General features: G+C 61.3%; 24 protein-coding genes. 10 read left to right on the top strand and 14 right to left on the bottom strand.

What is annotated here, in order from left to right:
- Positions 1 to 2: 2 nt before the first annotated feature.
- Together cysE and G5332_RS19575 are read right to left on the bottom strand one after the other, a co-directional pair.
- On the bottom strand, positions 3 to 782 hold the full coding sequence (gene cysE / locus G5332_RS19580) for a serine O-acetyltransferase (RefSeq protein ID WP_005339552.1): 780 nt from the start codon (positions 780 to 782) through the stop codon (positions 3 to 5).
- 8 nt (positions 783 to 790) lie between these two features.
- Positions 791 to 1702, bottom strand: coding sequence for a cation diffusion facilitator family transporter (locus G5332_RS19575; protein WP_227341732.1), 912 nt, complete (start codon positions 1700 to 1702; stop codon positions 791 to 793).
- Positions 1703 to 1787: 85 nt separating this feature from the next.
- Between G5332_RS19575 and G5332_RS19570 the strand changes: the two genes are divergently transcribed.
- From G5332_RS19570 to trmL, 3 genes are all read left to right on the top strand, one after another.
- Positions 1788 to 2483: a response regulator gene (locus G5332_RS19570; RefSeq protein ID WP_227341731.1), complete on the top strand. Its 696-nt coding sequence runs from the start codon at positions 1788 to 1790 to the stop codon at positions 2481 to 2483.
- A complete protein-coding gene (locus G5332_RS19565; RefSeq protein WP_408082979.1) occupies positions 2465 to 3835 on the top strand; it encodes an ATP-binding protein in 1371 nt (456 codons plus the stop codon). Before G5332_RS19570 ends, G5332_RS19565 begins: the two co-directional genes overlap by 19 nt.
- Positions 3836 to 3909: 74 nt before the next feature.
- Complete coding sequence (gene trmL / locus G5332_RS19560; protein ID WP_005339545.1) at positions 3910 to 4374, top strand: tRNA (uridine(34)/cytosine(34)/5-carboxymethylaminomethyluridine(34)-2'-O)-methyltransferase TrmL; 465 nt, start codon at positions 3910 to 3912, stop codon at positions 4372 to 4374.
- A 13-nt stretch (positions 4375 to 4387) separates the two neighbouring features.
- Here trmL and dinF read toward each other — a convergent pair whose 3' ends face one another.
- The 4 genes from dinF to lexA form a co-directional block, all read right to left on the bottom strand.
- Positions 4388 to 5749, bottom strand: a complete 1362-nt coding sequence (gene dinF, locus G5332_RS19555) for an MATE family efflux transporter DinF (protein ID WP_227341730.1) — start codon at positions 5747 to 5749, stop codon at positions 4388 to 4390.
- A gap of 2 nt (positions 5750 to 5751) precedes the next feature.
- Positions 5752 to 6378: an SCO family protein gene (locus G5332_RS19550; protein ID WP_158114375.1), complete on the bottom strand. Its 627-nt coding sequence runs from the start codon at positions 6376 to 6378 to the stop codon at positions 5752 to 5754.
- Between the two features lie 210 nt (positions 6379 to 6588).
- Positions 6589 to 6804, bottom strand: a complete 216-nt coding sequence (locus G5332_RS19545) for a hypothetical protein (protein ID WP_019446524.1) — start codon at positions 6802 to 6804, stop codon at positions 6589 to 6591.
- A gap of 484 nt (positions 6805 to 7288) precedes the next feature.
- A complete protein-coding gene (gene lexA / locus G5332_RS19540) occupies positions 7289 to 7912 on the bottom strand; it encodes a transcriptional repressor LexA (RefSeq protein WP_139433841.1) in 624 nt (207 codons plus the stop codon).
- Between the two features lie 204 nt (positions 7913 to 8116).
- Between lexA and plsB the strand changes: the two genes are divergently transcribed.
- Positions 8117 to 10540, top strand: a complete 2424-nt coding sequence (gene plsB / locus G5332_RS19535; protein ID WP_421173179.1) for a glycerol-3-phosphate 1-O-acyltransferase PlsB — start codon at positions 8117 to 8119, stop codon at positions 10538 to 10540.
- 69 nt (positions 10541 to 10609) lie between these two features.
- Here the strand turns inward: plsB and ubiA are convergent, their stop codons facing one another.
- A complete protein-coding gene (gene ubiA, locus G5332_RS19530; RefSeq protein WP_005339536.1) occupies positions 10610 to 11479 on the bottom strand; it encodes a 4-hydroxybenzoate octaprenyltransferase in 870 nt (289 codons plus the stop codon).
- Positions 11476 to 12012: a chorismate--pyruvate lyase family protein gene (locus G5332_RS19525; RefSeq protein WP_005339534.1), complete on the bottom strand. Its 537-nt coding sequence runs from the start codon at positions 12010 to 12012 to the stop codon at positions 11476 to 11478. Before G5332_RS19525 ends, ubiA begins: the two co-directional genes overlap by 4 nt.
- Before the next feature lie 145 nt (positions 12013 to 12157).
- Here G5332_RS19525 and G5332_RS19520 point away from each other — a divergent pair, with 145 nt between their 5' ends.
- Both G5332_RS19520 and G5332_RS19515 read left to right on the top strand, forming a co-directional pair.
- Positions 12158 to 12598 (top strand): flagellar basal body-associated FliL family protein, encoded by a 441-nt coding sequence (locus G5332_RS19520; protein WP_216952370.1) that lies wholly within the window; start codon positions 12158 to 12160, stop codon positions 12596 to 12598.
- Positions 12599 to 12710: 112 nt separating this feature from the next.
- Entirely contained in the window at positions 12711 to 12875 is a 165-nt protein-coding gene (locus G5332_RS19515) for a hypothetical protein (protein WP_098971330.1), read from the top strand.
- Between the two features lie 18 nt (positions 12876 to 12893).
- Here the strand turns inward: G5332_RS19515 and G5332_RS19510 are convergent, their stop codons facing one another.
- The 4 genes from G5332_RS19510 to G5332_RS19495 all read right to left on the bottom strand — a co-directional run bounded on the left by G5332_RS19510 (position 12894) and on the right by G5332_RS19495 (position 15613).
- Positions 12894 to 13226, bottom strand: a complete 333-nt coding sequence (locus G5332_RS19510; protein WP_216952374.1) for a DUF2799 domain-containing protein — start codon at positions 13224 to 13226, stop codon at positions 12894 to 12896.
- A 137-nt stretch (positions 13227 to 13363) separates the two neighbouring features.
- A complete protein-coding gene (locus G5332_RS19505) occupies positions 13364 to 13501 on the bottom strand; it encodes a hypothetical protein (RefSeq protein WP_216952376.1) in 138 nt (45 codons plus the stop codon).
- A gap of 74 nt (positions 13502 to 13575) precedes the next feature.
- Positions 13576 to 14556, bottom strand: coding sequence for an MDR family oxidoreductase (locus G5332_RS19500; protein ID WP_421250003.1), 981 nt, complete (start codon positions 14554 to 14556; stop codon positions 13576 to 13578).
- A gap of 34 nt (positions 14557 to 14590) precedes the next feature.
- Positions 14591 to 15613 (bottom strand): LacI family DNA-binding transcriptional regulator, encoded by a 1023-nt coding sequence (locus tag G5332_RS19495; RefSeq protein WP_041210783.1) that lies wholly within the window; start codon positions 15611 to 15613, stop codon positions 14591 to 14593.
- Between the two features lie 251 nt (positions 15614 to 15864).
- On the opposite strand from G5332_RS19495, the gene G5332_RS19490 reads away from it, so the two are divergent.
- The 3 genes from G5332_RS19490 to G5332_RS19480 are packed head-to-tail and all read left to right on the top strand — an operon-like array spanning position 15865 to position 17942.
- Positions 15865 to 16308, top strand: a complete 444-nt coding sequence (locus G5332_RS19490; RefSeq protein WP_215802633.1) for a PTS sugar transporter subunit IIA — start codon at positions 15865 to 15867, stop codon at positions 16306 to 16308.
- Between the two features lie 35 nt (positions 16309 to 16343).
- The gene (locus G5332_RS19485; RefSeq protein ID WP_005356014.1) at positions 16344 to 16631 is read left to right on the top strand and encodes a PTS sugar transporter subunit IIB; all 288 of its coding nucleotides are present in this window, start codon (positions 16344 to 16346) and stop codon (positions 16629 to 16631) included.
- Positions 16632 to 16682: 51 nt separating this feature from the next.
- Positions 16683 to 17942: a PTS ascorbate transporter subunit IIC gene (locus G5332_RS19480; RefSeq protein WP_042030406.1), complete on the top strand. Its 1260-nt coding sequence runs from the start codon at positions 16683 to 16685 to the stop codon at positions 17940 to 17942.
- Positions 17943 to 18020: 78 nt separating this feature from the next.
- On the opposite strand, the gene waaA is transcribed toward G5332_RS19480, so the two are convergent.
- Positions 18021 to 19286, bottom strand: coding sequence for a lipid IV(A) 3-deoxy-D-manno-octulosonic acid transferase (gene waaA / locus G5332_RS19475; protein ID WP_421311564.1), 1266 nt, complete (start codon positions 19284 to 19286; stop codon positions 18021 to 18023).
- 1 nt (position 19287) lies between these two features.
- Positions 19288 to 20322 (bottom strand): lipopolysaccharide heptosyltransferase II, encoded by a 1035-nt coding sequence (gene waaF, locus G5332_RS19470; protein ID WP_421311562.1) that lies wholly within the window; start codon positions 20320 to 20322, stop codon positions 19288 to 19290.
- A 276-nt stretch (positions 20323 to 20598) separates the two neighbouring features.
- On the opposite strand from waaF, the gene G5332_RS19465 reads away from it, so the two are divergent.
- Positions 20599 to 21375 (top strand): glycosyltransferase family 2 protein, encoded by a 777-nt coding sequence (locus tag G5332_RS19465; protein WP_421311560.1) that lies wholly within the window; start codon positions 20599 to 20601, stop codon positions 21373 to 21375.
- The last annotated feature ends 8 nt before the right edge of the window (positions 21376 to 21383 follow it).

The raw sequence follows: 21383 nt of genomic DNA, 5'->3' as shown, positions 1-21383 counted from the left end.
GATCAGAGACACTGATCCATATCCAGTGAAGGCTTGTCGCACTCCGGACGGCCGACGATCTTGGCGGGTACGCCAGCAACCGTGGTATGAGGTGGCACCGGGTTGATCACCACGCTGCCGGCGCCGATTTTGGCACCCACGCCCACTTCGATATTGCCGAGCACCTTGGCGCCCGCCCCTATCATCACCCCTTCGCGGATCTTGGGGTGGCGATCGCCGCTCTCCTTGCCGGTACCACCGAGGGTAACGCTCTGCAGGATGGAGACATCATCTTCAATCACCGCCGTCTCGCCGACCACTATGCCGGTGGCATGGTCAAACATGATGCCCTTGCCGATGCGGGCGGCCGGGTGCACATCCACCCCGAACACCACCGAGATCTGGTTCTGCAAATAAAGAGCCAGCGAGCGGCGCCCCTGACGCCACAGCCAGTTGGCGACCCGATACCCCTGCAGGGCATGGAACCCCTTGAGGTAGAGCAGCGGGGTGGAGAAGAGGTCGACCGCAGGATCGCGCTCCTGCACGGCGCAGATGTCGGCCGCCACTACCGTCAGCAGCTCGGGCTCGCTGCGCAGGGCCAGCTCGATCACCTCGCGCAGGGCGATGGCGGGCATGGTGGCGCTGTCGAGTTTGTTGGCCAGCTGGAAGCTCAGCGCCGAACGCAGATTCTTGTGATTGAGAATGGTGGAGTGGAAGAAGCTGGCCAGCATCGGCTCCTGGGCCGCCATGCACTCCGCTTCTTGCTGAATTTTGTGCCAAGTTTTGGCAACCAGTTCATCCATGTTGCAGCCTACTGTTGTTCTGGGTGAGGGCTCTGTTGTTCTTTTGTCAGCACCGAGATGGGGTCCATGTGGATGATGACATCCATCCGCTCGAATGCCTGGCGAACCGCCAGCTCGGCTTCATCGGCGATCTGATGGGCCTTGACCAGGGGGATCTGATCATCCAGTTCCAGATGCAACTGTACGAATCGGGTCGGCCCGGATTGACGGGTGCGCAGGTCATGTACGCCGTGTACCCCTTCGACGGCGCAGCAGAGGGCCATTATTCTCGCTTGTTCTTCCGCTGGCAACTGACGATCGAGCAGGGCCTGCACCGACTCGTAGCCGATATGTCCCGCCCCCCACAACAGGAACAACCCGATCAGGATGGCAAACAGGCCGTCAGCCCAGTACCACCCCTGCCCCGCCAGCACCAGCGCCAGCAAGACACCGGCGTTGAGCAGCAGATCGGAGCGGTAGTGCAACATGTCCGCCTTGATGGCCACGCTGTTGGTCTTGCGAATAACGAAACTCTGGAAACTGACCAGCAGCAGGGTCAGCACAATGGAACCGCCACTAACCCAGAGACCCGCCTCTAACCGTTCAATAGGTGCCTGTTTGAGCAGGGAGGAGATGCCGTGCATCACCAGCAGCAATGCGGAACCGGAGATAAAGGCCGACTGGATCAGCCCCGCCAGAGACTCCGCCTTGCCGTGACCGAAGCGGTGTTCATCATCGGCGGGGGCCAGCGCATAGCGAATGGCCAGCAGGTTGATGATGGAGGCACTCACATCCATGAAGGAGTCGGTGAGCGACGCCAGCAGGGTCGACGAGTCTGTCATCAGCCAGGCGATCAGCTTGCCGGTGATCAGCAAGGTTGCAGTGGTAACCGCCGCCATGCTGGCAAAGGTAACCCAACGGGAATATTGTTGATGGCTCAAAACCGGCTTTCCTCTGGCGATGAAAAACTTATTATACCCTGACCCCGGCGTCAGTTTGGCGCGAAAATCTGCGGAATAACACCCGATGAACAGAATACTCCTGGTCGACGACGATCTTGAATTGACCCAGCTGCTCACCGAAATTCTGACCCTGGAGGGATTTCAGGTCACGGTCGCCGAGGATGGTGAAGAGGGGCTGCAACGGCTGGCGGAGCAGAGCTTCGATCTGGTGTTGCTGGATGTGATGATGCCCAAGCTCAACGGCTTTGCCATGCTGACCAAGCTGCGCAAGACCCATGAAACCCCGGTGCTGATGTTGACCGCTCGTGGCGACAGCCAGGATCGGGTTAACGGTCTGGAAGCGGGTGCCGACGACTATCTGGCCAAGCCGTTCGACGATCGGGAGCTGCTGGCCCGGGTTCGCGCCATCCTGCGTCGTACCCAGAGTGCCCCGCCCCAGCGTGGCAGCTCCTCCGACGAAGTGCACTTCATGGATATCGTGCTGCAACCCGGCCTGCAGCAGGCCCGCTGCGGCGTACAACTGCTGGAGCTGACCGCCACCGAATTCGGGCTGCTGGAGTGCCTGCTGCGCAATCCCGGCCAGATTGTCAGCAAGAGCCACCTCTCCGAACAGGTGCTTGGCAAGAAGCTGGAGCCCTTCGATCGGGCCATCGACATGCACCTGAGCAACCTGCGCAAGAAGCTGCCGGACCGCAGTGATGGCCAGCCCCGCTTCAAAACCGTACGGGGGCGCGGTTACCTGTGGCTAGAGCAAGAATAAAGAGTACCAGCTCCCTCAACGGCATATCGACCCACATCTTCCTCTGGTTCTGGTTCATGCTGCTGGTGATGCTGGCCGCCGTGATCAGCCTGCCCACTCTGGATCCTCGCAACCAGATCCCGCTGCCGACCCATGAGGCGGTGCGAATGCAGAAAAATGTGCAGGCCCTGCTCAACGCTGCCGATCCGAATCAGGATTTCGATCTGGCCAAAACGATGGACAAGATCGCCATGCTCCCGGTGGACAATGTCTACCTGCGCGACGAGAGGGGGCAGATCCAGTCCACCACCCATCCGCGCAAGTTTGTGGTGCGCTTTATGGTGGACGCCGATGACCCGGCCAACCCCATGCTGGGCAACGAGGATCGCAAGGCGATCGCTGGTCCCTTCCTGATGGAGCACCGCGGCCATCGCTATCACGTCTATTTCGGCCTCAATGCCGAGAACCCCTACCTGTTCCTGTTCATACAGGTGCTGGATCACCCGATCCGCATTCTGGGCATATCAATGCTGGTCAGCACCCCGCTCTGCCTGCTGCTCGCCTGGCGGCTGACCCGCCCCATCCTGCAGTTGCAGAAGTCGGTCTCCCAACTGGCGGCTGGCAATCTGGAGGTACAGATCCCCAACCTGGGACGGGGCGACGAGATCGGTCAGCTGGCGGATAACGTCAGCCGCATGGTGGAGACACTCAAGAGCATGATCCAGAAGCAGAAACAGCTGCTTTCCGATATCTCCCACGAGCTGCGCAGCCCCCTCACCCGGATGCAACTGGCGCAGGCGCTGATCCGCCGCAAGCAGGGTGACAGCGCCGAGCTGGCGCGGATCGAATCGGAGATCGGACGGCTGGACAAGCTGATCGGCGATCTGCTGGATCTGTCGCGAGTGCAGCAGCATGTGGAGGCGCCGGTGGTACATCCGCTGGCCGACCTGCTGGAACCCATCCTCGAAGATGCCATGTTCGAAGCGAATCAGAGTGGCAAACAGCTCAGACTGCCGCCGCTGCCCGCAGAGTCGATCCAGATGTGGCCCGAGCTGCTGGCCCGGGCCGTGGAGAACCCCCTGCGCAACGCCCTCAAATATGCCCGCGAGTTCATCAAGGTGGACTGGTATCGGGAGGGACTGGAGTGGGTGATGACCATTCGGGATGACGGCCCAGGGGTGCCAGACGAGCAGCAGGCGCTGCTGTTCCAGCCCTTCTTCCGGGTCGATGACGCCCGCAACGCCAAGACTGGCGGCACCGGGCTGGGGCTGGCCATCGCCTCGGAGGCGATCCAGCGCCACGGCGGCACCATTGCGGCCAGCAACAATCACCCGACTGGGCTAACCATCACCATCCGCTTGCCCATCGCCTGATCCTTTTCATCCGGACGGGCGCTGGGTATGCTGGCGCCCCTTCTTGGCTTTACATCTCTTTGCAGGAGCTCGTCATGCTCGATATCGTCCTCTACCAGCCGGAAATTCCGCCCAACACCGGCAATATCATCCGGCTCTGCGCCAATACCGGTTACCGGCTCCATCTGATCGAGCCGCTGGGATTTGAGTGGGATGACAAGCGGGTAAAGCGGGCGGGACTCGACTATCACGAGTTTGCCGAGGTGAAGCGCTGGCCGAGCTATGAGGCCTTTCTGGCCGCCGTGGCGCCCAAGCGGGTATTTGCCTGCACCACCAAGGGGCGCACCGCGCACTCGGCAGCACAATATGCCCTTGGCGACGCCCTGCTGTTTGGCCCGGAGAGTCGCGGCCTGCCCATCGAGATCATCGAGAGTCTGCCATTCGAGCAGCGGCTGCGCATCCCTATGGTGCCCCAGAGCCGCAGCATGAACCTCTCCAACGCGGTGTCTGTCTTTGTCTACGAGAGCTGGCGCCAGCTCGGCTACGACGGTGCCATGTAAGCGCCACCGATGATCAGTGGCGGGCGTCGAGCAGATGCCCGCTGCGCTCCAGCCGCCAGCAAGTGACCCCCAGCGACAGACCGCGCCCCACCATCAGCGCCGCCATCGCCGCCCATAACGCGGCCACGCCCCACGACTGACAGAGCCACCAGATCGGGAAGAAGCCGCCAAACGCGGCCAGCAACATGCTGTTGCGCATCTCCCGCGCCCGGGTCGCCCCGATAAATACGCCATCCAGCAGGAAGCACCAGACCGCCAGCAAGGGCATGGCGATCAGCCAGGGAAGCTGACGATTTGCCTCCGCCACCACGGCCGGAATGTCGGTGATATAGCCGATAAGGTGGCTACCAAAGAGGGCAAACACCAGGGTAAAACCACTGGCAATGAGGGCGGCCCAGCCCAGATTGAGCACGATGGCCTCCCGCAGTTTCTGCCGATCCCGCTGACCGATGGCTCGTCCTACCATGGCCTCCACCGCATAGGCAAAACCATCGAGTCCGTAGGAGATAAGCATCAGGAAGTTGAGCAGCACCGCATTGGCGGCCACCGCCACATCCCCCAGTCGTGCCCCTTGCAGAGTCATGAAGGCGAAACAGAGCTGCAAACAGAGGGAGCGCAGAAAGATATCGCGGTTGAGGCCGAGCAACCGCACCATGGGCGCAAGCTGCCGCCAGCGCTGCCAGCCATCCTGCCACACCGTCGGCGCCAGTTGCCGCAGCTGACGGCGTACCAGCCAGATCCCGACCGCCAGCGCGCAGTAGTCCGCCATGACCGAGGCCGCCGCCACACCCCGCACCTGCCAGCCGAGCCCCAGCACAAACAGAGCATCGAGCGCCATATTGACCAGATTGGTGAGGATCAACATTACCATGGGGCTGCGGGCATCCTGCATCCCCAACAGCCAGCCCATGACCACCAGATTGCAGAGCGCCGCCGGGGCGCTCCAGATCCGCACCGCCACATATTGGCCCGCATAAAGCTGCACCTCGGGCGAGCCGCCACTCAGGGCGATCAGTCGTGGCAACAGGGGGAAGAGCAACAACAGCAGCGCCAGACCGAGAGCAATGGCCAGCCCCAGCGCCCGCAGCAGGGTATCGAGCTGGGCACGACCATCGGCGGCGCCGTGCGCCTGCGCCGTCAGGCCGGTGGTCGACATCCGCAAAAAGCCGAGCAGCCAGAAAATGAGGTTGATCAGGGTTGCACCGACCGAAACGCCCCCCAGAAACCAGGCCTGACCGAGATGACCGATCACCCAGGTGTCCACCAGCCCCAGCAAGGGGGTGGTGATATTGGAGAAAACCATGGGCAGTGCGAGCGCAAAGACGGCGCGGTGGCGAGAGGGATCTCGCCACCAGGGGGCAACAGCTGGGGTCACGCTCAGTGGCCTGCCAGCTTCAGAATGCGGGCGAAGTCAGAGAGCATGGTGGCCATCTGCACCCGGGGCACCTGACCCGGCGCCACCTGCGGGCGGAATACCGCCTGCAGCTTGCCCTTGGGATTGATGAGCACGATGGAGGCGGAGTGATCGATCAGGTAATCCTTCTCCCCCTGATTGGCGATGGAGTAGATCAGCCCCAGATTGCGCACGAACGGGAACAGCTTGTCGTGGGGGGCAGTGGCCGCCTTGAATTCGGGATTAAAGAAGGCGGTATAGGTCTTGAGACGGGGAATGTCGTCACGCTGGGGATCCGCCGAGATAAACACCACCTGACTGTCGGGCGCCATCTTCTTCAGCTGGTCATAGACGGAGCGCATATCTGCCAGGGTGGTGGGGCAGATATCGGGGCAGAAGGTGTAGCCGACGAACAGGAAAGTCCAGTGCCCCTTCAAGTTGGCAGGGGTGAACGGCTGGTTGTCCGCATCGGTAAAGACAAAATCGTTGATGTCCCGCCCCGCCGGATAGTAGTCGGCCTGTTCCGGCTGCTCTGGCTGCGTGGCGTAGAACACCAGGATCAGGCAGGCTGTCAGCAGCAGAAAGAGCAGGGGATAGCGGAGCTTCATCATAACAAGAGACCCTTTCAGTTCGAGGCAGATGGCCAGCAGTGACCGGACAAGAGAGGGGCATTGTACCCCAGCGAGCCGCCAAGGTGGTTCAACCTTGTGCAATGCCCTGTCAGGAGTCGACCATTTGGCATAATTAATCGCCAGTTGCGGCCATAAAAAAACCGGCCCCCTCAGGTGCCGGTTATGGATGGATTTGTTTGTCTCTTCTGCTCAGGGGCGAGCGTTACGCCCCTGCTGCAACATCTTGCCGATGGCCCGCACGCCGATGGGAATCACGGGGGCCAGCCAGCCCTCTTCCCCCTGGCGATCACCGTGACCACGCTTGAACAGCAACACCAGACGTACCACCTTCTCTTTCGGACATCCCAGCCAGAGCGTCCAGTGCGAACCACGATGGTGCAGCCAGAGACCGTAAAACCAGGTCATCCGGCTACCTTTGACGAAACGGGTGATTGACGATTCCGCTGGCGCAGCCCCAGCCTCTGAATCCCATGGCGATCTTGATGCCATACCAGTCCTCCTTGACCGACAGGTCATGTTGCTTCGTCGGCCTGAACTGGGAACAGGCCCGTCACGACTATCTGCAACCATTACGAGTGGTTCCCTTTGCCCGACAAGGCTCGGGATCTCCCCACTCCCCCTTCATATCCCGTGAAGGTGTACTGCCCTATTCTCGTTGTTACCGGCCCTTCCGTACCGATGCATTGTGATGGTCAGAGGGAGGTGCCAAGCCCTGTCTCGGCGACAGGGCACTGATCTGAGCATATATCTGAAATGGATGATTGGTAGCCGGTCGCGCAGGACAAAAATGCCGCCGCCGATGATCTGTTTGATATGACAGGGAAAGTGCGCCAGAAACAGCACGGCCTCCCGAAGGAGGCCGTGTGGCAAACGCAGTTGGCGGGGAGGATTACATCCAGTCGGCGTTGCGGATCACCCCGACCGCCAGCCCTTCGATGGTGAGCTGCTGGCAGGAGAGGTCCACCTCGATGGGGGAGAGCTCTTCATTTTCCGGTAGCAGCCATACCTGACTGCCCTTGCGCTGGAAGCGCTTGACGGTGACATCCTCATCGAGACGGGCCACTACCACCTGACCGTTGCGCACCTCCTGGGTCTTGTGCACCGCCAGCAGATCGCCATCCAGAATACCGATGTTCTTCATGCTCATCCCCTGCACCCGCAGCAGAAAATCTGCGCGCGGGTGGAACAGGGTAGGATCAACCTGATAGTGGCTCTCGATATGCTCCTGAGCCAGGATGGGTTCACCGGCAGCGACCTTGCCGATAAGCGGCAGGCCGCTCTCCTCCAGCACCTCTTCCTCTTCGAGCAACAGGCGAATGCCGCGGGACGTGCCCGGCATGATCTCGATGACCCCTTTTTTGGCCAGGGCCTTCAGATGTTCTTCGGCCGCATTGGCCGACTTGAAACCAAGCTTCTGGGCAATCTCGGCACGAGTCGGCGGCATACCGGTTTCGCTCATATTCACCTTGATCAGCTCCAGCACTTCGGCCTGGCGGGGGGTAAGGGGTTTCATAGAATTGGCACCTGTCTTTTTATACAGCACACTGGCAGTATATACAGTGCAGTGGCCAAGGCAAGGCGCAGCTGACATTTGTCGCGACCAACCCCTCATTTACTACTGTTTTGATCCTGCGCAGCCGACTCATCGTACCTCTCGGCGACAAGGGGCTGTCGATTTGCTATGCTCACGCCGCATTTTTTTGGAGAGCAGACGCACATGTCCCTAGGACAGAAGATTTCCAGAGCCATCTTGCAATGGCCGGTCAGCGGCTTGGTCAATCACAAGAGCCTGCCGGAAAATCCCATCACAGAACTCAATCTGGATCCGGCCAGACCCATCGTCTATGCCCTGAAAACCAGTTCGATCACCGACCTGATGACCCTGCAGCAGTGCTGCGAGGATCTCGGTCTGCCCGGTCCCTTCACGCCGCTGGAGCTCAACGGCCAGCTGCTGCCGCGCTATGTCTGTCTGGATCGTCCGCCTCCGCTGTTTGGCAAACGCAGCAAACCGCTCCCCTTCCTGCAGGAGTTCCACCAGCTGCTGGATCTGCACAAGCAGGATCCCGAGCTGGATATCCAGGTGGTGCCCGTCACTCTGTTCTGGGGTCGTGCGCCGGGTCGGGAAGGCGAAGAGGCTTCCGGCTGGAACATCATCAGCAGTCTGGCGCCGAACCGGCTGAAGAAAGCGCTCATCGTGATCCTCAAGGGTCGCGAGAATCTGGTGCGCTTCTCGCCGCCGCTCTCTCTGCGCTACATGGCGGACAAGCACGGCACAGACGAAGGGATCGCCCACAAACTGGCGCGGGTGGCTCGCACCCACTTCAGTCGCCAGCAACTCGCTGCCACCGGCCCGAAACTACCGAACCGCCACCTGCTGTTCAAACAGCTGCTCGATTCCGAAGTGATCCAGCAGGCGATTGAAGAGGAGGCCCAGCGCGAAGGGATCAGCCTCGAGAAAGCCAAGAAGCGGGCTCACGGCTATATGGACGAGATCGCCTCCGACTTCTCCTATCGGCTGATCCGTCTCGGCGAGAGTTTCCTCGGCTGGCTGTGGAACAAGCTCTACCGCGGGCTCTCCGTCAACGGCGCCGAGAAGGTACGCCAGCTGGCACAGGAGGGGCACGAGATCGTCTACGTCCCCTGCCACCGCAGCCACATGGACTACCTGCTGCTCTCCTACGTCATCTATCACCAGGGGATGGTGCCGCCCCATATCGCGGCGGGCATCAACCTCAACTTCTGGCCGGCGGGCCCGATTTTCCGCCACGGCGGCGCCTTCTTCATCCGCCGCACCTTCAAGGGCAACCCGCTCTACAGCACGGTATTTCGTGAATACCTCAACCTGCTGTTTGCCAAGGGGTACTCGGTGGAGTTCTTCACCGAGGGTGGCCGCTCCCGTACCGGTCGCCTGCTGCCACCCAAGACCGGCATGCTGGCGATGACACTGCAGGCGATGATGCGCGGGCTGGACAGACCGGTCACTCTGGTGCCCGTCTATCTGGGTTACGAGCACGTGATGGAGGTGAACACCTACCACAACGAGCTCAAGGGCAGCCGCAAGGAGAAAGAGAGCTTCCTGCAGGTGCTCGGCATCCTGCGCAAGCTGCGCAACTATGGCCGTGGCTTCGTCAACTTCGGCGAACCGCTGACCCTCAACAGCTACCTGAGCGAGCATATTCCCGACTGGAAACAGCACATCGGAGAAGAGGAGCGTCCGGAGTGGATGGCGGGTACCGTCAACGAGCTGGCCGAGCTGCTGATGACCCGCATCAACGGGGCTGCCGCGGTCAATGGCCTGACCCTGAGCGCACTGGCACTGCTGGCCGCCGAGCGTCACGCCCTGACCCGCGACGAACTGCAGGCCCAGCTCAACACCTATCTGGATCTGCTCAAAGCGGTGCCCTACAGCCCGCACAGCACCATGCCGGCCGAAGATGCCGCCACCCTGCTGGATCAGGCCATGGAGCTCAACAAGTTCGAGGTGAGCGAGGACAAGCTGGGCCAGATCATCAGTCTCGACCGCTATCAGGCGATCCTGCTGACCTACTACCGCAACAACATCCTCCACCTGTTCGCCATGCCTTCGCTGGTAGCGGCCCTGATCGAGCGTTGCGAAGGGATCTCCCACAGCGAGCTGCTGGCCCGCTGCATCGACATCTATCCGCTGCTCAAGACCGAGCTGTTCCTGCGCTACGAAGAGGATGAGCTGCCGGAGCTGGTCGATGCCCTGCTGGCAGAGCTGCAGCGTCAGCAGCTGATCGAGGCGCGCGATGGCGGCTACTGGGTCAACCCGGCCAACCAGATGCGCCTGCTGCTGCTGGCGGAGAGCATTCAGGAGACCCTGCAGCGCTACGCCATCGTGCTGACCCGGGTGCTGGCCCAGCCCCATATCGAGGCGGAGCAGCTGGAAGCGGACGGCCTGATGATGGCAGAGCGCCTCGGCACCCTGCACGGCATCAACGCCCCCGAGTTCTTCGACCAGAAGCTGTTCAGCACCCTGATCCACACCTTGCGCAAAGAGGGTTACCTCTCCCCAGAGTGCAAGCCGGATCTCGGCCGCTTCCAGGCGCTGGCCGACAATATAGTGCCGCTGCTGAGCAACAAGATCCGCCGCACCATTCAGGCAGGCAATCAGCTCTGATCTGCAACGCAAACAAAGAAGGCCGCATCATGCGGCCTTCTTTTTTATCGGAGTCTGCGCGGGAACATGTCACGCCAGCAGGTAATCGAGCACCAGACCGGCAAACACCAGCGCCCCCACATAGTTGTTGTTGAGAAACGCCTGGAAGCAGGCTTCCCGCTGCCGCTCGCGAATGAGCCGCTGCTGATAGACAAACAGCACCGCCGCCCCCAGCAATCCCCAGTAATACCAGCCCCCCAGCGTCATCAGCTGCCCGACCGCCAGCAACAGCAGCAGCGTCGAGAGTTGCAGTGCGCCGATGATCCGCTTGTCGTAACGACCAAACAGGATGGCGCTGGATTTGAGGCCGATCTTGAGGTCGTCATCCCGATCCACCATGGCGTACTGGGTGTCGTAAGCCACCGTCCAGAGCAGGTTGGCGAAAAAGAGCAGCCAGGCCACCAGCGGCAGAGCATCCGCCTGCGCCGCATAGGCCATCGGGATCGACCAGGAGAAGGCCATCCCGAGCACCAGCTGAGGGTTCGAGATAAAGCGCTTCATAAAGGGGTAGCTCACCGCCAGCAGCAGGGCGACAAACGACAGACCGATGGTGAGCGGATTCATGGTCAGCACCAGACCAAAGGAGATAAGCGCCAGCACGAAGAAGAGCGCCAGCACCTCCCACGGCTTGACTCTACCCGTAGGCAAGGGGCGACCAGCGGTGCGTTTGACGTGGCCATCGAAGTTGCGATCCGCATAGTCGTTGATGACGCACCCTGCCGAGCGCATCAGAAAGACCCCGACCACAAACACGGTCAGCACCCAGAGATTGGGCAGGCCACCAGCGGCCAGCCAGAGCGCCCACAGGGTTGGCCACAGCAGCAGCAGAGTACCTATGGGTTTGTCGACGCGGGCCAACTGCATGTAGGCAAGTCCCCGCTCCTTGGTTAACAGGTTCACTCCAGCTCCTTGTCACAGACGAGAGAGGGCAGAAACAGCTCGTGCACCAGCAGTGGCCACTGCCCCAGAAACAGACGGGAACGACGCCCCCAGACAGTGGCGGCCGGGCAACGAGGATTGGCGGCAATATCGAAACGGGCCAGCTGCAGGTGATCACGGCGGGCAGGCTCATGGCCAAATACCCGCTCACCCAGCGGCTGCTCGCCAAGCTCGGCAATGCCGCTCCCTTGCAATGCGTCATCGGCAAACAGGGTCCAGCCCAGCACGGCGGGCCCACGATCCCCGTGCAGGATCACCTCGCGGCAGGTACCGGCCGGCGAGGCCGAATCCACCAGCCACTGCTCATCGGCAGTAAGGGCGACCGGGTGATTGCCCAGCCACTCCACCGAAAAGTGGCGATTGTGCTGACGCAGCCGCCGGGTCATGGAGCCGGGCTCCAGCAGCCAAGGGCGCAGGCTGGCGGGCAATTCGCAACATTCGGGGGCCAGCCACCCGCTTAACGGCGTGAGGGGAACAGTCAACTCGGACTTCACAGCTTCACCATCCAGAGATTTCCGTGTTCAGGTTAAAATCCGGTTTATTATCCGTAAATCAATAGCGAAATGTAAGAACATCCGTGCTTGACGGCCCCGATGGCAACATCAAAAATGGGTTATCTCTTGCTGATGAGCCATCTATATGAAGATCTTCAAAATTCTGCTGGTGTTGTTACTGAGCTGTGGTGCGCTGCATGTACAAGCCTCATCCGAAGAAGAGCCGCCCGCAGAGGGAGAAGAAGCAGCCGCAGCCGCCAAGCCGGGCTTTTCCTACCACGCGCTCGACCCCGACATCATCACCAACTACCTGAGCAACGGCAAAACCCTCGGTTATGTCCGAGTCACGGTGGAGCTAATGGCGGAAAACGAAGCCGACCTCAAGCTGCTGGAGCAGCATGACCCGCTGATCCGAGATACCATCATTCGTTTGATGGGCAGCAAGAGCGCCGAGCAGATCAAATCCCTGGTCAGCCGTGAAGAGTTGCGCAAGGAGTGCGAAACCAAGGTCAACGAACTGCTGGTGAAAGAGACCGGCAAGAAAGCGGTGCGCGAGCTCATCTTCACCAAGTTCCTTTACCAGTAATCCCTCCCGAAACAATCGCTTATTGGCATAACGGCCAATAAGCGAGCTTTACCGATTCACTCGAAATGAAAATCGATTACAATACGGCCGTCGAGTCTTAGAGGTAGTCGTTATGGGCAGCAAGACCCTGTGTGAGTGGCGTCGCCACGAGATCCCCACTGATCTCAAAGCGTTGCGCAAAATTGTTCGCAAGCCGAAATTCGTCTGCGGCAAGTGCGCCCGCAGCGCCAATGACAAGGGTTACCTCTGCCAGCCACTCCGCTTGAAAGAGGAGTAACCCCTCACGGTCAGTGCACTATTGATCGGTCCAACCCTGTCGTCCCTGCTCGAACAATCTGCGCGCCTGGGTATCGTTCGGGCAGACACCGCGATACTCCTCGCCTGAGCGGCCAGCCAGATAGAGATGCTCGGGGCGGCAATACCATGCCAATCCCTTCTGATGTCCCTGCTTCCACAGCTCGGTATCCACCTTCTTGCCACACTGGCCCTGATGGAACTCAACCCGTTCGGTGGTGAAGCCCAGCTTGCCGTCAGCCTCCCCCACTTCGCTCCACACCTTCTCGCAAGGGTCATCGTTGGAGACACAGCCCCCCAGCAGGGCCGCCAGCAATATGATGGAAAGTCGCATAGTCATCCTTGAGTGTCGTCTGAGCTGTTCATTCTTGACCAGCCAGGGGATGACCACAAGCAACTTGCATCCACCCTGTGAGCGCACCAAAAAAATCAGGCGGGCACAATGCCCGCCTGTTCATTCAATGCTATGGATCACGGGTTGTTGAAGGGGTCATCGAAGGGATCATCGTCCTGCCAGCCTTCTTCTTCCCACTGATCCAGCTCTTCTTCCCAGGAATCCGGCTCCCAATCATCATCAGAGGAGTCGTAATCCGGCTTGTGTCCACCCATCTTCACTCTCCTTGGATAGTTCACCCGCACTCCAATTTTATCCGGAATTGTCGGGCTCGCCAGTCAGAGGGAGTTCAAAGTTTGACCAAGGTGCGGCCGGCGATCTGGCCTTGCGTGATGGCCTCGGCGGCCTCCACTACCTGCTCCAGCCCAATCTCGGTGACCGCCTGTTCAAAGAAGCTGGCAGGCAGATCCCGTGCCAGTCGCTGCCACGCCAGTTGGCGACGTTCAAACGGGCACATCACCGAATCGACCCCCTGCAACCGCACATTACGCAGGATAAAGGGCATCACACTGGTCGGCAGATCGAAACCGCCCGCCAACCCACAGGCCGCCACGGCGCCGCCATAGTTCATCTGGGCCAGCAGTTTGGCCAGTACCTGACTGCCGACAGTATCGATGGCACCGGCCCACAGCTGTTTCTCCAGCGGTTTGGCTGGCACCAGCAGTTCACTGCGTGGCACGATGCGGCTGGCACCGAGCGCAGTCAACATGGCACCCTGCTCTTCGGGACGACCGGTCAGCGCCGCTACCTGATAGCCAAGGGCCGCCAGCAGGGCGACCGAGGCGGAGCCCACGCCACCCGCAGCGCCAGTGACCAGCACCTCACCGCTTGCCGGGGTAATGCCCGCCTCTTCCAGCGCCAGCACGCAGAGCATGGCGGTAAGACCGGCAGTACCGATGCACATGGCCTGCCGCTCATCGAGCCCGGCGGGCAACGGCACCAGCCAGTCGCCCTTGACCCGCGCCTGTTCGGCCATGCCGCCCCAGTGCCCTTCGCCCACGCCCCAACCGGTCAGCACCACCTTGTCGCCGGGCTGATAGCGGCTGTCGGCGGATTCGAGCACGGTACCGGCGAAGTCGATGCCGGGCACCAGCGGCCACTGACGCACAATCTTGCCCTTGCCGGTGATGGCCAGCCCGTCCTTGTAGTTGATGGAGCTGTAGCTTACCGCTACCCGCACCTCTCCCTCCGGCAACTGGCTCTCGGTCAGTCGGGTCAGGGTCGGAATGGTCTTGCCGTCTTGGTTTTCCAGTAACAGAGCCTTGAACATGGTTGCCTCTTTGATGGGGATTGAAACGGAACAGTTAGCTGCTTTGGCGCTTTTGCAGCTGAAAATCGAGAGCCAGTGCCGTACCGGTTACCAGCTCTCCGGCCAGTTGGCGCAGGATCAGCCCGGCGGCCTCCTGCCCCATTTTGCGATAGGGGATCCGAACCGAGGTCAGGGTCGGATAACAGGCGCGCGCCACATCCAGATCATCAAATCCGGCGATGGCGAGTTTGCCCGGCACATTCAAATGGCGACGCTGGCACTCGAATAGCACGCCGGCCGCCAGCTCGTCGTTGACGCAGATAAGTGCATCGAGCTCTGGCCAGCGCAGCAGGAATTCACCCAGCATGGTCGCCCCCGTGCTGAAGTTGGGGCGCTCCGAGGTGTTGATGATGGCATCGGGGGAGAGGTAGTTGTCGAGCAGCGCCTTGTGCCAGCCCTGCATCCGCTGTTGCAGCATCCACTGCTCCTGACGGGCACAGAGAAAACCGATATTGCGATAGCCCCGTTCGATCAGGTGGCGGGTCAACTCATAACCGGCATCGAAGTTGGAGACTCCCACATTCATGTCGATGGGGCTGCGGGCCATGGCGCCCACCTCCACCACCGGCAAACGGGCAGCTTTCAGGCGGGCACGGATCGTCTCGCCGGGATCGCCACCAAACAGCACCACCGCCGCCGGATTGTGCTGCAAGAAGCTGGTCAGCAAGCTCTCTTCCTGCTGTTTCAGATGCTGGGCATCCCCCAGCATGATCTGATAACCCTCGTCGAGCAGGGCCTGTTGCAGGCCCGCAATCATCTCGCCACAACCGGCATCCGCCAGACTGGGCACTATGACCACTATGGTCTGGGAGATACCCGACGCCAGCGCACCGGCGGCACGATTGGGGATATAGCCGAGCTCTTCCACCGCGGCTTCGATACGCTCGCGCATCTTGTCGGAGACCAGTTCGGGAGTGCGCAGGGCACGGGAGACCGTCATGGCCCCCACTCCGGCCAGCTGGGCCACATCGTTGAGGGTCACCCGACCCGTGCTACGGCGCTTTTTCGCTTCTGACATCCATCCCTTCCTCGGCTTGCGGCTGCTCACTTTAAGGCAAAAGGGCGCCACTGACTATTTGCTCAGGGCCGATTCTACTCTCTTTCCCCTGCCGCAGGGGCAGGATGGCTCCCGTTAATGGGTGAAGTGATAGCGCTATCACAGTTTCATGTTAGCGCTATCTGATAGCGCTAACTTTCGCGATCCCCCTCACAGTTTCACCACCGCAAGATCGATAGATTGGCGCCATCTTAACTAGCCGGATCACCACCATGCTGACTCAACTGCTGACCGAGGATGTCATCCGCATCGAACCCGTAGCCCGCGACTGGCGCCACGCCATCGAGCTGGCGACGGCGCCCCTGCTGGCCAATGGCACCATCGAACCCTCCTACGTGGCGGCGCTGTTTCGCTCTCATGAGGAGCTCGGCCCCTACTACGTACTGGGCCCCGGTCTGGCGATGCCCCACGCTCGCCCCGAGGACGGCGTCAACCGGTTGGGTCTGGGGCTGACCGTCATCAAGCAGGGGGTCAACTTCGACTCCGAGGGCAACGACCCGATCCAGCTGCTGATCACCCTGGCCGCCAGCGACAGCAACTCCCACGTGGAGACCATCGCCCAGCTGGCCGAGCTGTTTATGAATGAAGAGGACGTGGCGGCCATTATCGCGGCCGACACCAAAGACGACATCCTGCGCATTCTGGCGCGCTACTGATCTGCGCCACGGCGCACCTGACAGAGGAAGAGACAATGAAAATTCTGGTTGTATGCGGTCACGGTCTGGGCACCAGCCTGATGATGGAGATGAGCATCAAGAGCATCCTGAAAGAACTGGCAGTCACCGCCGAGGTGGATCACCGCGATCTAGCCTCGGCCGGCAGCGAAACCGCCGAGATCTTTGTCGCCACCCGCGACATCGCCGAGCAGTTACAGAGCATGGGCGTCAACGGCCGTCTGGTGGCCCTCGACAACATGGTCGACAAGGCCGCGATGAAAGAGAAGCTCGCCACCGCACTGCGCGAACTGGGCGCCCTCTAAGGATCCTCCATGCGGCCTGCGGGCCGCATCTTCCATTGCCAGGAGCTGACCATGGAATTTTTCAACTTTCTGATGTTTGACGTGCTGTCCGAGCCCGCCGTACTGGTCGGCCTGATCGCGCTTATCGGCCTGATTGCCCAGAAGAAACCGGTGACCGAGTGCATCAAGGGCACGGTCAAGACCATCATGGGTTTCGTCATTCTGGGAGCCGGTGCCACCCTGGTGATCAACTCGCTGGGTGACTTTGCCGTCATCTTCCAGCACGCCTTCGGCATCAAGGGGGTCGTCCCCAACAACGAAGCCATCGTCTCCATCGCCCAGACCTCGTTTGGCAAGGAGATGGCGATGATCATGTTCTTCGCCATGCTGGTGAATATCCTGATCGCCCGTCTGACTCCGTGGAAATTTATCTTCCTGACCGGTCACCACACCCTGTTCATGTCGATGATGGTGGCGGTAATCCTCTCTGCCGGCGGCATGAGCGGTGTGCCGCTGATCGCGGTGGGCAGTCTGGTGGTCGGTGTCGCCATGGTCTTCTTCCCGGCCATCGCCCACCCCTTCATGAAGCAGATCACCGGCTCCGACGACGTAGCGCTGGGCCACTTCTCCACCTGTTCCTACGTGCTCTCCGCCCTGATCGGCGCCAAGTTCGGCAACAAGGCCCACAGCTGCGAAGATGTGCAGGTACCCAAGAGCCTGCTGTTCCTGCGCGATACTCCGGTGGCCATCTCCTTCACCATGGGCATCATCTTCCTGGTGACCTCCGCCTTCGCCGGCCCCGAGTTTGTCTCCAGTGTCGCCAAGGGCAAGCACTGGTTCATGTTCTCCCTGATGCAGTCCATCACCTTCGCCGCCGGTGTCTACGTCATCCTGCAGGGTGTGCGGATGGTCATCGCCGAGATCGTACCGGCCTTCAAGGGGATCTCCGACAAGCTGGTACCGAACGCCAAGCCGGCACTCGACTGCCCCATCGTCTTCCCCTATGCCCCCAACGCCGTGCTGATCGGCTTCCTGTCGAGCTTTGCCGCCGGTCTGGTGGGGATGGCGCTGCTCTACGCCATGGGCCTGACCGTCATCATCCCGGGCGTGGTACCGCACTTCTTCGTCGGCGCCGCTGCCGGGGTCTTCGGCAACGCCACCGGTGGTCGTCGTGGCGCCATTCTGGGTGCCTTCGCCAACGGCCTGCTGCTGCTCACCATTCTGCCGGTGTTCCTGCTGCCGGTGCTGGGCGACCTCGGCTTCGCCAACACCACCTTCAGCGACTCCGACTTCGGTGTGGTCGGCATCCTGCTGGGGCTGATCGTTCGCTAATCCCAGCCACCGCCAAAAACAAAACGGAGCGCATCGCGCTCCGTTTTTTTATGGCCGGGCTGTATGAAAGGCTGATACTCAGTCGTTCTCCAGCACAGTGAGGCAGTGCGAGAGAGTACGCGCCAGCGCTCCCTGATTGCGCAGCACCACGGCGCGGGCCTGCTCGCCCATCTCGCGGCGGGTGCTCTCGTCGGCAAACAGCTGGCTCACCTGCTCGCCCAGCTCGGCGGCATCGGCCACGATGGCGGCGCCCCCCTGAGCCACCAGCTGGCGAGTGATATCGCTGAAGTTGAAGTAAGCGGGACCCGTCAGGCAGGGCTTGCCGAGGGCTGCCGGCTCCAGCAGGTTGTGACCGCCGATCTTCACCAGACTACCGCCAACAAAGGCCACATCGGCCGCCGCCAGCATCAGCGGCAGCTCGCCCATGGTATCGCCGAGATAGATCTTATCCTCCGCACGCACCACAGTACCATCAGTGCGCCGCACACAGCCGTAAGGGGCACACAGCTCGGCCACCCGGTCGAACCGCTCGGGGTGGCGCGGTACCAGAATGAGCAGCGCGTCGGGATGGCGTTTGAGCAGCAGATCGAAGGCGGCCAGCACTTGCTCATCCTCACCCAGATGGGTGCTGGCGGCGATCCAGACCGGCCGATCCGCCCCCAGTTGCTGGCGCAGGGCACGCCCTTTTGCCTGCACCTCGTCACCAAACTGGATATCGAACTTGATGGAGCCGGTCACCGCCAGCCGCGAACGATCGATGCCGAGGTGGGCGAAGCGGTCGGCGTCATCCTGATGCTGGCAGAGCAGATGGGTCAGTGGCCGGCTCAGGGCGTCGAAGGCACCGTGGAAGCGGGCATAACGCTGGCAGGATCGCTCGGAAAGACGGGCGTTGATGATGGTCACCGGCAGATGGCGCGCCTCACAGGCGGCCAGCCAGTTTGGCCACAGCTCGGTCTCCATCACCCAGAGCGCGCGCGGCTTGAAGATGTCGAGAAAGGCGGCAATGGCCCAGGGGTAGTCGAGCGGCGCGTAGCGATGGATCACCAGATCCCCCAGCTTGGCCGCCTGATCGGCGCCGGTGCGGGTGGTGGTGGTGAGCAGGATCGGCAGATCGGGCCGCTCCGCCTTGAGGGCGCGAATGAGCGGCGTGATGGCCAGCGTCTCCCCCACGCTCACCGCATGGATCCAGAGCGGTGCCTCCTGTCCGGTGGCGGGCAGTCGGCCGAGATGCTCGGCCCAGCGCTCGCCAAAGCCGGGCTTGCCCTTCTTTGGCTTGTAGAGGGCCAGCAGCGCCAGCGGCAATCCCAGGTGGATCAGCAGGTTGTAGAGCAGACGATAGGGCATCTTACTGACTCTGCTCCAGCTTCTTGCAGGCATCGACCACCTGCTCCGGCGCCAGATCGATCAGGCACTTGAGATGACCGAACTTGCAGGTGCGCTTGAAGCAGGGGCGGCACTCGATGTCGGTATGAACGATCTCGACCCGATCCGCCAGCGGCGGGGTGTAGAGCGGCGAGGTGGAGCCATAGACGCCCACCAGCGGCCGGTTGAGGGCGGCGGCGATGTGCATCAGGCCGGAGTCGTTGGAGATGACCCGGCTGGCCAGCGCCATCAGATCGATCGCCTCGTGCAGGCTGGTCTTGCCCGCCAGCACGTGGCAGTTGGGGCGAGTCAGCAGATTGACCCGATCCCGGATGGTATTGGCCACCGGCACATCCTTGTTGGAACCGAAGATCCACACCTGCCACCCCTCGTCCAGATGCTGCTGGGCCACCACGGCGTAGTGCCCTTCAGGCCAGCGCTTGGCCGGACCAAACTCGGCACCGGGGCAGAGCACCAGCACCGGGCGGGCGCGATCCAGCCCCAGCCGCTCCAGCGCCTTGCTCTGGTTGATCAGATCGACGTGGAGCGCCGGATGCGGAATGGTCGAAATATCGGCCCGGCTCTTCATCTGCTCCTTGGGATAGGCGAGCGCCAGATAGCCCTCCACCATCAGCGGGAAGGCGGACTTGTTGCTGCGCAGGTCGTTGAGCAGACCGTAGCGGCTCTCGCCCTTCCAGCCGGTACGGACCGGAATGCGAGCAAACCAGGGGATCAGCGCCGACTTCATGGAGTTGGGTTGGACGATGGCCTGATCGTACTTCTCCGCCGCCAGCTGCTTGCCGAGGCGGCGGCGCGCCACCAGTTTGAAGTCACCGTGGCCAAGGGGCATGGTGATCGCCTTGTCCACCTCCGGCATCCGCTCCAGCAGGGCGCAGCACCAGGCGGGGGCCATCACGTGCAGTTCGCACTCCGGATGGTTGGCCTTGATCGCCTTGTAGAGACTCTGGGACATCACCATATCGCCGACCCAGGAGGGGCCGATCACCAATATTTTCATCACGCGTCTTCTCTCGGGACTAGCCCGGCTGTTAATCATCACTGGGCGAGATTATGCCCCAAGAATGACTGGATAAATAACAGAAGATCCTTGGCAGACGCTGCCGTCACCCCATTTTTCCAGCGGTGCCCCGCTTCCAACCGGACGAGACGAGACAGGCAAACAGCTGATAGAAACGGGCAATGGCGGCTCTCTCTTTGACCCGTTTTTCCGTTAGAATGGCCCATCAATACGCATTCGACCCGCCAGCCGGGCAATAACCGTGAGCCCACATTCGTGAAAAAACCGACTCTGGCTGCCGTTCTGATCGTCAAGAATGAAGCCGACAACCTGCGCAAGTGCCTCGCCTCCCTCGACGGACTGGTGGACGAGATCGTCATTCTGGACTCCGGCAGCCAGGACGAGACCCCGGCCATTGCCGCCGAATTTGGGGCCCGCTTCTTCGTCAACGCCAAGTGGCCCGGCTTTGGCAAACAGCGCCGACTGGCCCAGTCCCACGTGCAATCCGACTGGGTGCTGTGGCTGGATGCCGACGAGCGGCTCACCCCCGAGCTGAAAACCGCCATAGCCAACGTGATGACCAATCCGGCCAGCGATACCATCTACTCGATCCCGCGCCTCTCCTGGGTGTTTGGCCGCTTTATCCGCCACAGTGGCTGGTATCCGGATCGGGTGCTGCGCCTCTATCCCAAGGCACTCACCAGCTACAACGAGGCGCTGGTGCACGAAAAGGTGGAAGTACGGGCCAACATGAAGATCGTCAACATTCATGGTGACCTGCTCCACTTCACCTATCGGGATCTGGAGCACTATCTGGTGAAATCCGCCGGTTATGCCCGCGCCTGGGCCGATCAGCGCACCGCTCGCGGCAAGAAGGGCTCCCTCAGTCAGGGGCTGATGCACGCGGTCGGCTGCTTCCTCAAGATGTACCTGCTCAAAGCGGGCTTCCTCGATGGCAAGCAAGGGTTGCTGCTGGCGATCCTCTCCGCCCACTCCACCTTCGTAAAATACGCCGACCTCTGGGTGCGCCAGCAACCGCAGCAGCCGGAATAACCGTCATA

Source organism: Aeromonas sp. 603757 (assembly GCF_049171255.1).
GTDB lineage: Bacteria > Pseudomonadota > Gammaproteobacteria > Enterobacterales > Aeromonadaceae > Aeromonas > Aeromonas veronii_A.
This window is presented reverse-complemented; position numbering and strand designations above follow the sequence as displayed.